This window comes from Mycolicibacterium sp. XJ879, from assembly GCF_053483935.1.
This window is the reverse complement of record NZ_JBEFTH010000001.1, coordinates 172,457-185,069: the sequence shown is the minus strand read 5'-3', so window position 1 is coordinate 185,069 and position 12,613 is coordinate 172,457. Positions and strand designations below refer to the sequence as shown.

14 protein-coding genes are annotated in these 12,613 nt (G+C 68.2%); 5 read left to right on the top strand and 9 right to left on the bottom strand.

Features of this window, described 5'->3' with window-relative positions:
* Positions 1–17 precede the first annotated feature (17 nt).
* The 3 genes from ABQF13_RS00915 to ABQF13_RS00905 are packed head-to-tail and all read right to left on the bottom strand — an operon-like array spanning position 18 to position 4,611.
* Entirely contained in the window at positions 18–725 is a 708-nt protein-coding gene (locus tag ABQF13_RS00915) for an HNH endonuclease family protein (protein WP_448390775.1), read from the bottom strand.
* A complete protein-coding gene (gene recG, locus ABQF13_RS00910) occupies positions 722–2,971 on the bottom strand; it encodes an ATP-dependent DNA helicase RecG (RefSeq protein ID WP_448390774.1) in 2,250 nt (749 codons plus the stop codon). Before recG ends, ABQF13_RS00915 begins: the two co-directional genes overlap by 4 nt.
* A gap of 2 nt (positions 2,972–2,973) precedes the next feature.
* Positions 2,974–4,611, bottom strand: a complete 1,638-nt coding sequence (locus ABQF13_RS00905; RefSeq protein WP_448390773.1) for a fatty acid kinase ATP-binding subunit FakA — start codon at positions 4,609–4,611, stop codon at positions 2,974–2,976.
* A 300-nt stretch (positions 4,612–4,911) separates the two neighbouring features.
* Here ABQF13_RS00905 and rpmB point away from each other — a divergent pair, with 300 nt between their 5' ends.
* From rpmB to ABQF13_RS00890, 3 genes are all read left to right on the top strand, one after another.
* The gene (gene rpmB / locus ABQF13_RS00900; RefSeq protein ID WP_448390772.1) at positions 4,912–5,103 is read left to right on the top strand and encodes a 50S ribosomal protein L28; all 192 of its coding nucleotides are present in this window, start codon (positions 4,912–4,914) and stop codon (positions 5,101–5,103) included.
* A 95-nt stretch (positions 5,104–5,198) separates the two neighbouring features.
* On the top strand, positions 5,199–5,441 hold the full coding sequence (locus tag ABQF13_RS00895; protein ID WP_448390771.1) for a hypothetical protein: 243 nt from the start codon (positions 5,199–5,201) through the stop codon (positions 5,439–5,441).
* A 180-nt stretch (positions 5,442–5,621) separates the two neighbouring features.
* Entirely contained in the window at positions 5,622–5,951 is a 330-nt protein-coding gene (locus tag ABQF13_RS00890) for a hypothetical protein (RefSeq protein ID WP_448390770.1), read from the top strand.
* 108 nt (positions 5,952–6,059) lie between these two features.
* Here the strand turns inward: ABQF13_RS00890 and ABQF13_RS00885 are convergent, their stop codons facing one another.
* From ABQF13_RS00885 to ABQF13_RS00875, 3 genes are read right to left on the bottom strand one after another with little or no spacing between them, the layout of a single operon-like run.
* On the bottom strand, positions 6,060–6,743 hold the full coding sequence (locus ABQF13_RS00885; protein WP_448390769.1) for a uracil-DNA glycosylase: 684 nt from the start codon (positions 6,741–6,743) through the stop codon (positions 6,060–6,062).
* Positions 6,740–7,030, bottom strand: a complete 291-nt coding sequence (locus ABQF13_RS00880; RefSeq protein WP_448390768.1) for a DUF1330 domain-containing protein — start codon at positions 7,028–7,030, stop codon at positions 6,740–6,742. Before ABQF13_RS00880 ends, ABQF13_RS00885 begins: the two co-directional genes overlap by 4 nt.
* A 6-nt stretch (positions 7,031–7,036) precedes the next feature.
* Complete coding sequence (locus ABQF13_RS00875; RefSeq protein WP_448390767.1) at positions 7,037–8,005, bottom strand: thiamine-phosphate kinase; 969 nt, start codon at positions 8,003–8,005, stop codon at positions 7,037–7,039.
* 70 nt (positions 8,006–8,075) lie between these two features.
* Here ABQF13_RS00875 and ABQF13_RS00870 point away from each other — a divergent pair, with 70 nt between their 5' ends.
* Positions 8,076–8,615, top strand: coding sequence for a DUF3515 domain-containing protein (locus ABQF13_RS00870; protein WP_448390766.1), 540 nt, complete (start codon positions 8,076–8,078; stop codon positions 8,613–8,615).
* Here the strand turns inward: ABQF13_RS00870 and ABQF13_RS00865 are convergent.
* From ABQF13_RS00865 to ABQF13_RS00855, 3 genes are all read right to left on the bottom strand, one after another.
* Positions 8,612–9,736 (bottom strand): D-alanine--D-alanine ligase family protein, encoded by a 1,125-nt coding sequence (locus ABQF13_RS00865; RefSeq protein WP_448390765.1) that lies wholly within the window; start codon positions 9,734–9,736, stop codon positions 8,612–8,614. The genes ABQF13_RS00870 and ABQF13_RS00865 overlap by 4 nt on opposite strands.
* Positions 9,737–9,798: 62 nt before the next feature.
* Complete coding sequence (locus ABQF13_RS00860; RefSeq protein WP_448390764.1) at positions 9,799–10,902, bottom strand: cystathionine gamma-lyase; 1,104 nt, start codon at positions 10,900–10,902, stop codon at positions 9,799–9,801.
* 4 nt (positions 10,903–10,906) lie between these two features.
* Positions 10,907–11,905: an NAD(P)H-dependent glycerol-3-phosphate dehydrogenase gene (locus ABQF13_RS00855; RefSeq protein ID WP_448390763.1), complete on the bottom strand. Its 999-nt coding sequence runs from the start codon at positions 11,903–11,905 to the stop codon at positions 10,907–10,909.
* A 44-nt stretch (positions 11,906–11,949) separates the two neighbouring features.
* Here ABQF13_RS00855 and cofC point away from each other — a divergent pair, with 44 nt between their 5' ends.
* Positions 11,950–12,594, top strand: a complete 645-nt coding sequence (cofC, locus tag ABQF13_RS00850; RefSeq protein ID WP_448390762.1) for a 2-phospho-L-lactate guanylyltransferase — start codon at positions 11,950–11,952, stop codon at positions 12,592–12,594.
* Positions 12,595–12,613: the final 19 nt, after the last annotated feature.

Below are 12,613 nucleotides of genomic sequence, written 5' to 3'. Positions count from 1 at the left end.
GGCCTGGCGAGGTGGCGCTAGCCGGCCGGGCACGTCGCCGCTGCGTCGCGCAGCACCGTCGCCGACGACGCGTCGATCGGCAACTCATATCCGCGCAGCACATCGATGAACTGCATGGCGTACTGACAGTGAAACGCGGTGTTCGGTGGCATCCAGTCGGCGGGTTCCTGATCGCCCTTGTCCTGGTTGGCATCCCCCGCGACGGCGAGCAGGTTGGCCGGGTCGTTGGCGAACCGGACCCGCATGTGGCCTGGCCAGTCGCGCGCACCGAGATCCCACGCTAGCGCCAGCGGCACGAGGTGATCGATCTGCACCGACGCCCCGACGCCCGCGCCGCGGGTGAACGCCACGACGGCATTGGTGTAGGGATCCTGCAGCGTGCCGGTGGCAACGGCGGTGGGGCATCGCGTGATCGGCACGTAGGTTTTGTCGGCGAGGTCGCGCTCGAGGATGTCGTTGCGGGTGTCACAGCCGTTGTGGCCGCCGGGGGCGGTGGTGTCGTCGGTCCAGCTGTCACCGAACGCCGCCCGCCGATAGTCGTGGGTGCGTATTCGCTGCGGTATCACCGGAACACCGGCCAGCACGTCGACGCCCGGTGCGACGGTTGGTATCTCCGCGTCGGAGGCAACCGGGGCGTGCTGTCCGGTCGACGCGGTGGTCTGCACCGCGACGAGCACGGAGAGTGCGACGAACGCGGCCAGCCACAGAAAGCGCTTGCGGTTCATGACTTCTCGAGGTACTCGACGCGGTCGGTGTCGGTGAACGGTGCGGCCAGCATGGCCAGCCCGGCATCGGTCGGGTTGTTCTGATACATCTCTTCACAGAACTTCCTGGCGGCCAGGATGATCTCCAGGTGCTCCACCAGCGACAGGAATCTCAGCGTGATCGCCCGCCCGGATTGAGTGTGCCCCAGCACATCTCCCTCATGGCGCTCCTTCAGGTCGAGGTCGGCGAGTTCGAAGCCGTCCAGCGTGGAGGCGACGGCCTTCAGGCGCGCGCCGGCCTTGGAGTCCTCGGCAAGGTTGGTGGCCAGCAGGCACAGGCTGGGGTGCTCACCGCGGCCGATCCGGCCCCGCAACTGGTGCAGCTGGCTGATGCCGAACCGGTCGGCGTCCATCACCAGCATCACCGTCGCGTTGGGCACGTCGACGCCGACCTCGATGACCGTGGTGCACACCAGCACGTCGATTTCACCGGCCCGGAACGCGCCCATCACCGCGTCTTTTTCGTCGACGGGCAGTCGACCGTGCATCAGCCCGAGCCGCAGCCCCGAAAGCGGGCCTTGGCGCAACCCCTCGAACAGGTCGACGACGGTGACCGGCGGCGGCACCCTCTGCCGCTCGGGATCCTCCGCGCCCTTGGGTTTGTCGTCGGCGTCGATGCGCGAGGCGACCACATAGGCCTGTCGGCCCGCGCGGACCTCTTCGGTGATGCGCTGCCAGGCCCGGTCCAGCCAGGACCGGTGCTTGGCGATGAAGATGGTGTTGGTGGCGATCGGTTGCCTGCCGCGGGGCAGTTCGCGCAATGTCGAGGTCTCCAGGTCCCCGTAATGGGTCAGGGCGACGGTGCGCGGGATCGGCGTGGCGGTCATCACCAACAGATGCGGCGTCACTCCGTCGGGGGCTTTGCTGCGCAGGCGATCTCGCTGCTCCACGCCGAACCGGTGTTGTTCGTCGACGACGACCATGCCCAGCCGGTGAAATTCGACGGCGTCCTGCAACAGCGCATGGGTACCGATGACGATGCCCGCCTCACCGCTGGCGACCTCGTCACGCACCGCACGCTTCTGCGCAGCCGACATCGACCCGGTCAACAGTGCCACCCGGGTCGCACCGTCCGCGCCACCGAGCTGGCCCGCCATTGCGAGGGGTCCGAGCACGTCGCGCACCGATCGGTCATGTTGGGCGGCAAGAACTTCCGTCGGCGCCAGCAGCGCGCACTGGTAGCCCGCGTCGACCATCTGCAACATCGCCAGCACGCTGACGATCGTCTTACCCGAACCCACCTCGCCTTGCAGCATGCGGTTCATCGGCCTGCTGGCCGCCAGCTCGGCAGCGATGACGTCGAGCACTTCGGTCTGACCGTCGGTCAATTCGAACGGCAGCCGTCCGCGCAACGCCGCCACCAGGCCGTCGTCGCGCAGCGGGGCGACCGGACCGGACTCGCTCACATCGCTGTACCGCCGCTTCACCAGCGCCCATTGCAGGCCTATCGCTTCGTCGTAGGTGAGCCTGCGCTGGGCCCGTTCGCGTTCGACCTTGTTCTCGGCGACGTGGATGGCGCGAAGCGCCTGGTCTTCGGTGATCAGATCATGCTGCTGCAGAAGCCTTTTCGGTAGCGGCTCCTCGATGGGATCGAGCACGTCGAGCACCTGGCGCACACACGCGTAGATGTCCCAACTCTGCATCTTCTTGTTGGCGGGATAGATCGGGAAGAACTCCCGTTCGAACGCCGACAACACGTCCTCACCGGTTGCTCGCGACGCCGAGGCGATGGTCTTGAGCGACTTGGTGCCGAACGTCTTGCCCTTCGGCGATTCCAACACCAGAAAGGCGGGGTGCGTCAGTTGCAGTGTGCGCCGGAAGTACTTGACTTCTCCCGACAACATCAGCCGGGTGCCGACGACCAGGTCGTCGAGCATCCAGTCCGCGTTGAAGAACGTCGCGGTGACTGGCGAGCGCCGATCGCCAAGGGTTACCCGCAGCCATTTGCGTTTGCGCACCTTCTTGGACTTCTTGTCGTATTGCGGCTTCATCTCACCGACTTTTGTGTCGGTGATGGTGTCGACGAACGTGACGTGTTCGCCTTCTTCGAGTTCCTCGCCCTCTTCCAGGACCGTCATGCCGTCGCTGTACTTGCGCGGATAGTGCCGCAACAGGTCGTCGACGGTGCGGATGCCGAAGTGTTCCTCCAGCGGTTCTGCGGCCTTCTTGCCGACGATGTAGACGAGTCGATCGCCGAGGGAGGCCACCGCTACTCCACCCCGATCAGCAGCGCATCGCCTTGGTGGTCGGTGTGGTAGGTGACGAGCTCGATGCCGAGGTGTTGGCGGTGCACATGCTCCTGCAGCGCCGCGGCGACGCTGCCGTCGACGCCGGCGCCGGTGAGCACGGTGACCAGTTCGCCGCCCGCGGCCAGCAGCAGGTCGATCAACCCGGCACCCGCGGCGGCCACGTCGTCGTCGACGATCAGCACCTCGTCGCCCGAGATCCCCAACCCGTCCCCCGGTTTGCACGTTCCTGCCCAGGTCAGCGCCGCCTCGGTGGCCACCCGCACCGAACCGTGCCGGGCGCCCGCCGCGGCGCGGGCCATTGTGTAGCCGTCGTCGACGGCTTGGCGCTCGGCGTCGTGAACGGCCAGCGCGGCCAGCCCCTGCACCATCGACGCCGCAGGCACCGGCACCACGTCGATCCCCCAGCCGATCGCTGCGGTACACCCCGCGACCAGTTCCTCGGCGGCGACGTAGCCATTGGGCAACACCATGGCCTGGGCTGCGCCCGCGTCGACCAGCGCGTGCAGCAGATGCTTGGCGCTGACCGGGGTATCCGGTAGCACGCGCAGCACGTGTGCGCCTTCGCCCGCGAACAGTTCTTGCGCCCCTACCCCGTCGACGACTGCAAGGACGGCCCGCTCCCGCGCCCATCCGCCCGACGGGCGGGCACCGCTGGTGCCGGTGAGCGACGTGATCTGGATGCGGTTCGGTGTTCCCACGGACAGCCCTGCCTCGACGGCGGCTCCGGCGTCGTCGACGTGCGCGTGCACCGAGTACTGCCCGCCGGCGCCGGCGGCGGCTATGGCCACCGAATCGCCGAGCCGGTCCAGTTCGCCGCGCAGCTTCTCCACCCCGCCGGCGTCGCAGCCGGTGAGCAGGTACATCACCTCGAACTGCGGCGGTGCAGTGGTGTCGGCGGCGACGGCGTCATGGGCGTGCGGTGGCGCCGGCACGTACTCGGGCCTGCTGGGCGCGTGTTCTGTCACGGTGGCGCTCATCGCGTCCAGCAGCACCAGCAGGCCCCGCCCACCGGCGTCGACCACGCCGGCCTCGGCCAATACGGCGAGCTGCCCGGGTGTCTTGTCCAGGGCGACGGCCGCGGCATCACCGGCGGCCAGCAGCACGTCGGCCAGCTCGGAGCCGTGGGCAACCGCCTGCTCGGCGGCGTTGGCCGCCTCTCTCAGCACGGTGAAGATGGTGCCGGGTACGGGTTGGCCGATCGAGGCGACCACCAGCGTGACCGCCCGGCGAAGCGCCGAGGCCAGCAGGGCGCCGTCGACCTCGACCAGCACCGCACGCCGCTGCGCGGCTGCTTCGGCGCTGACGTCGGCGAGCCCGCGCAGGATCTGGGACAGGATGACCCCGGAGTTGCCGCGGCCGCCGTGCAGCGCGCCGCGGGCCAGCGCCGCTGCCACCTGCGCGATGTCATCGGTGTCGGGCAGGGCGTCGGCCTGCGCCCACGCCGAACGCATGGTGAACAGCATGTTCGTGCCGGTGTCGGCGTCAGCGACGGGGAACACGTTGAGCCGGTTGATCTCGTCGGTGTGGGTGATGAGGTCGCCGACGGCGGTGTGCGCCCAACCCCGCAGCGCAGAGGCGTCCAGCCGTCGACCCGACATGCCCACCTCCCGCCAGATATCGCCGCTCCGATGCCGCCGTGGGCGTCAGCCTAACGACTCCGGCTGACGGCGCCGACACACTGTTCGGGTCGCCCTTTGCGCCCGATGTGAGCTTGTCTGCGAGATTTCACGCGGACGTCGCGCACAAGCTCGCGTTCGAGGGCGCCGACAGCTTTACAGCGCCTATTTTGGTGATCAATGCAGCTGCCGGTATCCTGATCAGGTTGTTGGGTCGGCCCCGTCGCGACGCGCGGCGGACGAAGTCCGGACCCCCAAGTACTGATCCGAGGAGTTCTACATATGGCTGCCGTCTGCGATATCTGCGGGAAGGGCCCCGGCTTCGGCAAGTCGGTGTCGCACTCCCATCGCCGGTCCAGCCGTCGGTGGAATCCGAACGTGCAGACCGTGCACGCCGCCGTTCCCGGCGGGAACAAGAAGCGCATCAACGCGTGCACGTCGTGCATCAAGGCCGGCAAGGTCGCGCGCGCCTGACGCTGCCCGGTGACGGCGACGTTTAGCATCGCCGCGGGCGGGAAAGGCTGACCGGGAGATCGGGCACCCGGCCCGGTCGGAAGGAACGGTCACAAATGCACGCTGGATACGCTCGTCCTGTACTGGTCACCATCAGCGGAGCCCTTGCCGCTGGATGGCTGTTAGCGGCATGCGGCGACAGCCAGACCGCCGACACCGAAACCACGACCACCACCACGACCGAGACGACCACTGAGGCGCCCCAAACCACCGAGGGCGAAGGCGAGGGCGACAACACCATCGAGATTCCCTCACCGGATATCGATGTTCCCGAAGTGACGATGACCCCCCAGAACTGACCCGCTTTCGCGCCCTCCTTTGCGCCGAAAGGGACAAACGGGCGGGAAAGTGCGAGTGAAGAGCGCCAGAACGTCGATCTCGGCGCGACGGTGGTCCGGCGCGCGAATCGATGTTCCCGACGTGACAGTCACCCCGGCCAGGCGTTTGAACGCCTGCCGTCTCGGGTAAGTGGTGGCTTCATGACCTCACGCGGAGCATCTAAACCGAAACTGTTCGCGCTGGCCTCCGGAATTGCGGTGGCGTCGTTGGTGACGGCCTGCGGTGGCGACGACGCCGCCGATTCCGAGACCACCACCACGACGACGACTACGACGTCGGTCGAAACGACGGTCGAAACGACGGTCGAGACGCCGGCGCCGACGACGCCATCGCCCGAACTGCCGGCCGAGACCACCGCAGGTCCGCCGCCCGACGCCACCGTCGAGATTCCGGTGCCCGACATCCCCTCGCCGCCACCGATCCCGTCACCGCCACCGATTCCGTCGCCGCCGCCGATCCCCGGCACGTAGAAGCGCACTCGTCGCGCCCAGAGGGACAAACGCGCGGCAAAGTGCGAGTGAAACGCGCCGCAACGTCGATCTCGGCGGAAGGTGCGGGCGGCTCGGCGGGTTAACGGCCTAGGTGAGGCGCCAGTCGACCGGGTCGGCGCCCATCTTCTCCAGCAGCTCGTTGGCCCGGCTGAACGGGCGCGAGCCGAAGAAGCCCCGTGAGGCCGACAGCGGTGATGGGTGCGGCGACTCGATCGACACACAGTCGTTGCCCTCGAGCATCGGTTTCAAGGTGGACGCGTCGCGCCCCCACAGCACCGCCACCAGCGGCTGCTTGCGGGCGACCAGTGCCTTGATCGCACATTCGGTCACCGCTTCCCAGCCCTTACCGCGATGTGACGCCGGGCTGCCGGGCCGCACGGTGAGCACCCGGTTGAGCAGCATCACCCCGCGCTCGGCCCACGGCGTGAGATCGCCGTTGGCCGGCGGCGGATGACCGAGGTCCTTGCCGTATTCGGTGAAGATGTTCTCCAGGCTTCGCGGCAGCGGACGCACGTCGGCGGCCACCGAGAAGCTCAGCCCGACCGCGTGGCCTGGCGTGGGATACGGATCCTGCCCCACGATCAGCACCCTGACCTGATCGAACGGAAAGGTGAAGGCCCGCAACACATTCTGACCGGCAGGCAAGTACCCGTTACCCGCAGCCAGCTCGGCACGCAGAAACTCCCCCATCTGGGCGACCTGCGGCGCCACCGGTTCCAGCGCGTTGGCCCAGCCTTCCTCGACGAGTTCGCCCAGCGGTCGCGCCGTCACGTCAGCCCCTTGATCAACTGCACCACGGCATCCGCCCCGGCTTGGCGGTCCTTGGAGATCTCTTGGTACTCAGGTGATTGCGCCCACCGATGAAACGACGCTTCGTCGGGAAACGACATCAGCACCACCTTGTCTCGATCCGACTGGCCTTCCACGAGCTGAGGAGTTTCGTCGGCGGCAAGCAGCGTCCCGGCATACCGTGAAAAGACCTCCATGAAGCGCGCCTGGTAGCGGTCATAGGCGCGACGGTCCGTGAACTTCAGTTGCGCGATCGCGTACACCGTCACGATCCGTCACCTTAACGAGTCAAACGACTGCCAGCCGGGATCGCCCTGCCATTCGGCGCCATCGACCAGCACCCGCGGCGCGCCGGCGAGCACCCGCCCGATCACCCGCCATCCCTCGGGCACCGCATCCACGAACGCCGCGACCAGCGCGTGGTCCTCACCGCCGCCGAGCACCCACGCCCACGGGTCGGCGCCGACCGCCGCCGCCGCGGCATCGACGGCCTCGCGATCGCCCCTCAACATGTCCGTTGACACCTCCACGACCACACCCGAGGCTGAGGCGATATGCCCGAGGTCGGCCAGCAACCCGTCGGACACATCGGTCATCGCGGTAGCGCCGGCGTCGGCGGCGACCCGCCCCTGCCCATACGGCGGTTCGGGAACCAGGTGACGTCGTCGTAGCCCGTCAAACGCATTAATCGAGTTGTGCCACAACGTATATCCGGCTGCCGAATGCCCCAGCGTCCCAGTCACGGCCACGGTGTCACCCACTTGGGCGCCGCTGCGCAGCACCGGTCCACGGCCGTCGAGGTCGCCGAGCGCGGTCACCGAGATCACCCATTGTGGGGCGCTCACCAGATCACCCCCGACGATGCCGCCACCCAGCAGCAGCGCCTCGTGCCACATACCGTCGGCGAGTTCGAGCGCCTGGGCCGTTGCGGTGTCCGACGGTGCGCCGAACGCGACGACGAACGCTGTGGCGCGTGCCCCCATCGCCTCGATGTCGGCGGCGTTTTGGGCGATCGCCTTGCGCCCGACGTCATACGGGGTGGACCAGTCGAGCCGGAAGTGCCGCTGGGCCACCAGCATGTCGGTGGACACCACCGTCTTTCCGTCGGGGGTATACAGCACCGCCGCGTCGTCGCCGGGGCCGAGTGCCACCGCCGGGGGTTGTTCGCGATCGGCCACCAACTGCGAGATCACCTCGAACTCGCCCTGGCTCGCGAGGGTCTCGGCGGGATCGTCTGTCGCCATGTCACCTCCCCGGAACCCGTGCTGCACCGGTCCCTGCGGCGTGGAGTCTATGCGGCCATAGAGTTGGACTGTGGACTCCGAGGAGCGAGACGGTCCGCCGCGGGCCCTGCTGATCGCGGCGGTGGTGGTGGCGGTGGGTGCCGTCGTCGCGATCCTGGCGGTCGCGGCGCTGCGCGAGACCCCCGCCGAACAACAGGTGGTGGGGATCGTGGCGGTGCCCGCACCCGAGGCGCAGAGCCCCGAGTGCGACGCGCTCGTCGACGCGCTGCCGGACAAGCTGGGCGATTTCGACCGTGCCCGCCTGGCCGAACCCGCACCGCCCGGATCAGCGGCGTGGCGCACCGACCCCGACCGTGAGGCGGTCATCTTGCGCTGTGGGCTAGAGCGGCCCGCCGAATTCATAGTCGGCACTCCGCTGCAGGTCGTCGATGCGGTGAGCTGGTTTCAGGTCTCCGAGGCGGGGCGCAGCACGTGGTATGCCGTCGACCGGCCCGTCTACATCGCGCTGACCCTGCCGCAGGATTCCGGGCCGACACCGATTCAGGAGATCTCGGAAGCGATCGCTAAATCCTTGCCTACCACCCGCGTTGACCCAGCGCCGGTGGGCTAACGCAGGCCGGTGCCGCGCGCAACGGCCGTTTCGACCATGGTGGCCAACAACGTCGGATAGTCCACGCCGCTGGCAGCCCACATCCGCGGATACATCGAGATCGTGGTGAAGCCCGGCATGGTGTTGATCTCGTTCACCACCGGGCCGTCGTCGGTCAAAAAGAAGTCGACGCGGGCCAGCCCCTGGCAGTCGATGGCGTGAAACGTGCGAATAGCCAAGCTGCGCAACGCATCCGCAGTGTCGTCGTCGACCTTGGCGGGCACGTCGAGTTCGGCGGCCTCTTCGAGATATTTGGTCGCGAAGTCGTAGAATCCGTCCTCGCGGCCCTGCGCGGCGACCACCCTGATCTCGCCGATCGCGCTCGCCTCGACACAGCCGTCGGGGAATTCCAGCACCCCGCATTCCAATTCGCGTCCCGGTATCGCGGCCTCGACGATCACTTTCGGGTCGTGGCGCCGGGCCTGTGCGATCGCGTCGGGCAGCCGATCCCACGCGGTGACGCGGCTGACGCCGATCGATGAGCCGCCCCGGGCCGGTTTGACGAAGACGGGCAGACCGAGCCGTTCACGTGCCTCCAGCTCCAGTGTATCGTCGCGCGGGCGCAGCACCACGTGATCGCCGATCGGCAGGCCCGCCGCGGTGAGCAGCTTCTTCGTGAACTCCTTGTCCATACCTGCCGCGCTGGCCAACACGCCGGCGCCGACGTACGGCACACCGGCGAGCTCGAGCAGCCCCTGGATCGTGCCGTCCTCGCCGTAGGGGCCGTGCAGCACGGGGAACACCACGTCCACCGCGGCAAGCAGCTCACCGGCGCCCCGTTCCAGCGACAGCAGTTGGCCGCGACGGCCGGGATCGGCGGCCAGAGCCAGTTCGGTGCCCGACGCCTCGGTCACTTCGGGCAGCCGCCCGTCGGTGATCGCCAGGGTGTCGGGTTGGGCGTCGGTGAGCACCCATGCGCCCTGCGGCGTGATGCCGACCGCAGTGACATCGAAGCGCGCCGGATCCAGATGGCGCAGGATGCTGCCTGCAGAGACGCATGAGATCGCGTGCTCGGAGCTGCGTCCGCCGTAGACAACGGCGACCCGGATGCGCTCCGAGCCGGAGTCACTGTGGGCAGTCACAACCTAGAGAGGCTACCGCCCGAGGCCCAATGCGATGATGTCGACGCGGCGACGTGGTGTTTTCAGCCAAGCGCCTGTTCGACGTCGGCGATCAGGTCGTCGATGTCCTCGATGCCCAACGAGATGCGCGCGAACCCGTCGCTGACCGCGTCACCCCAGCGGGCGCGGCGGTCGACCGAGGTGTGGATTCCGCCGAAGCTGGTCGAGGAGATCAACAGCGTGCTGCGCGCCACCAGCGCGTGCACCGCTTCGGCGCTCTCGAGTTCGACACCAAGGAGTCCGCCGAAGCGCTTCATCTGTTGTGCGGCGACCCGATGCGACGGGTCGTCGGGCAGCCCCGGATACCGCACCGAACGCACCGCCGGGTGGCTGCGCAACATCACCGCCAGCGCCTGGGCGTTCTGCGACTGCCGTTCGAACCGCAGCCCCGCGCTGCCGATGCCACGCAACACCAGCCATGCCTCGAACGCCCCGAGGATCGGCCCGGCCAACAGCCGCTCCCGCGCCACAACCTCCATCAACTCGGGGTGACTGCCCGCCACATAGCCGGCGACCAGATCGCTGTGGCCCGACAACCCCTTGGTGGCGCTGGCGACCACGAGATCGGCGCCCAACGACAACGGCTGCTGGCCCAGGGGCGTCGCCGTGGTGTTGTCGACGACGAGGATGGTGCCGCGGCTTCGGCAGTGCATCGCCAACCGGTGTAGGTCGACAACGTCGAGCCCGGGGTTCACCGGCGTCTCCGCGAGGACGACGTCGGCGTCGGCGGCCGCCGCGCACATGTCGGCGCACACCGCTTCGACTACCGTAACACCGTGTGGCACAAGGTATTCAGCGGCATAGCGGCGGACCTGATAGTAGCCGTCGGCTGGGATGAGCAATTTCGTGCCGGGTTTGGCCAGCACCCGCAGCGCGGAGGTGATCGCGGCCATACCGGAGCCGAACGTCAGCGCCGCTGCCGCACCTTCGAGTTCGGCGAGCGCTGCCTCGAGACGACGCCATGTCGGGTTGGAGTTGCGGCCGTAGAAATCCACCGGCTCGGTCTCGTCGGGCGAGAGGTGGTAGGCGGCCGCGGGCACCGGAGGGGGCATCACCGGGCTGCCCGGAATGGGTTCTGTACCCACCGCTTTGACGCTGCGGGTGGAGTCGCCGTACTGGGCGTCCATCCCGCTACTCCGGCTTCGTGCTACGACCGAGCAGCAGCGCGACCGCCTCGTCGACCGATAACCCCTTGTGGCATACCCGAACGACGGCGTCGGTCAACGGCATCTCCACGTCGTAGCTCTGCGCCAGCGCCAGCACCGACTGGCATGATGCGACACCTTCGGCGACCTGACCGCCTGCGGCCAGCATCGCCGATTCCATCGTGCCGCCGCGACCAAGCCGGTAGCCGAAGGACCGGTTGCGTGAGTGCGGTGACATGCAGGTTGCAACCAGGTCACCGATGCCGGCCAGTCCGGCCAGCGTCGCCGGCTTGGCGCCCAACGCGATTCCCAGGCGCATGATTTCGGCGAGTCCGCGGGTGATGATGGCGGCCGCGGTGTTCTCCCCCAGTCCCACCCCGGCGGCCATCCCGCACGCCAGCGCGATGACGTTCTTGCATGCGCCACCAACCTCGGCGCCGATCACGTCGGCGTTGGTGTACGGGCGGAGGTAACCGGTGGACATGGCACGCTGCAGCGCGACCGCGCGCCCGGAGTCGCTACAAGCCACCACGGTGGCGGCGGGTTGCTCCTGGGCGATCTCGCTTGCCAGGTTCGGGCCGCTGACGGCGGCGACGCGTTCCCAGTCCGCGCCGGTGACTTGCACGATTACCTGGCTCATCCGCATCAGCGTGTCGAGCTCGATGCCCTTGGCCAGGCTGACCAACGTCACGTCGTCGCCGATCGCATCTTTCCACTGTTCGAGGTTGGCGCGCAGGGTCTGCGACGGCACCGCCAGCAGCACCGTGCAGGCGCCGAAAAGCGCATCGGCGGGATCGCTGGTCGCGCGGATCGACGGTGGCAGCGCCACATCTCCCAGGTATGTGGCGTTGCGGTGCGTGGTGTTGATCTCGTCGGCCAGCTGCCGACGACGGGCCCACAACCTCACCTCGGTGCCGGCGTCGGCGAGCACCTTGGCCAGCGCCGTGCCCCACGCACCGGCACCCATCACCGCTGCCTTGACCACGCCTTCACCCTAGCGCGCAGAACTCTGCTGGCAGGATGACGCGTATGAGCGGGTCATGCGAGAGCGACATCGGACTGGTGATCGCCGTCAAACGACTCGGCGCCGCCAAGACCAGGCTGGCTCCGGTGTTCTCCGCGAGCACCCGGGAAAACGTCGTGCTGGCCATGCTGATCGACACCATCACCGCCGCGTCGGCGGTCGCCGACGTGCGTGGCATAACCGTTGTGACACCCGACGACGACGCCGCCGATGCCGTGCGCGAACTCGGCGCACGTGTGCTCACCGACCCGACCCCCGAGGGCCATCACAACCCGCTGAACAACGCCATCGCGGTGGCTGAGGCCGAGGTGCGCGACGAGACTCCCAATATCGTTGTGCTGCAAGGTGACCTGCCCGCATTGCAGCCGCAGGAGCTTGCCGACGCGATCGCCGCCGGCCGTCGATACCGGCGCAGTTTCGTCGGCGACCGGCACGGCACCGGCACGTCGGCACTACTGGCCTTCGGTGTGGCGTTGACGCCTCAGTTCGGTCCTGATTCTGCACGACGCCATCGCAACTCGGGTGCCATCGAGTTGACCGGACCGTGGCCGGGCCTGCGGTGTGACATCGACACCCCCGATGATCTGCTGGTGGCGCGCCGTCTCGGCGTCGGCGCGGCGACCGCGGCAGCGATCGATTCAACGCGCTGAGGCGGTGGCAGGACCACCC

Excerpts from the sequence above, each read along its gene's own strand:
- ABQF13_RS00915 (WP_448390775.1), bottom strand. The coding sequence starts at position 725 with ATGAACCGCAAGCGCTTTCTGTGGCTGGCCGCGTTCGTCGCACTCTCC.
- ABQF13_RS00905 (WP_448390773.1), bottom strand. The coding sequence starts at position 4,611 with ATGTCGGGTCGACGGCTGGACGCCTCTGCGCTGCGGGGTTGGGCGCAC.
- rpmB (WP_448390772.1), top strand. The coding sequence starts at position 4,912 with ATGGCTGCCGTCTGCGATATCTGCGGGAAGGGCCCCGGCTTCGGCAAG.
- ABQF13_RS00895 (WP_448390771.1), top strand. The coding sequence starts at position 5,199 with ATGCACGCTGGATACGCTCGTCCTGTACTGGTCACCATCAGCGGAGCC.
- ABQF13_RS00890 (WP_448390770.1), top strand. The coding sequence starts at position 5,622 with ATGACCTCACGCGGAGCATCTAAACCGAAACTGTTCGCGCTGGCCTCC.
- ABQF13_RS00875 (WP_448390767.1), bottom strand. The coding sequence starts at position 8,005 with ATGGCGACAGACGATCCCGCCGAGACCCTCGCGAGCCAGGGCGAGTTC.
- ABQF13_RS00860 (WP_448390764.1), bottom strand. The coding sequence starts at position 10,902 with ATGGACGCCCAGTACGGCGACTCCACCCGCAGCGTCAAAGCGGTGGGT.
- cofC (WP_448390762.1), top strand. The coding sequence starts at position 11,950 with ATGAGCGGGTCATGCGAGAGCGACATCGGACTGGTGATCGCCGTCAAA.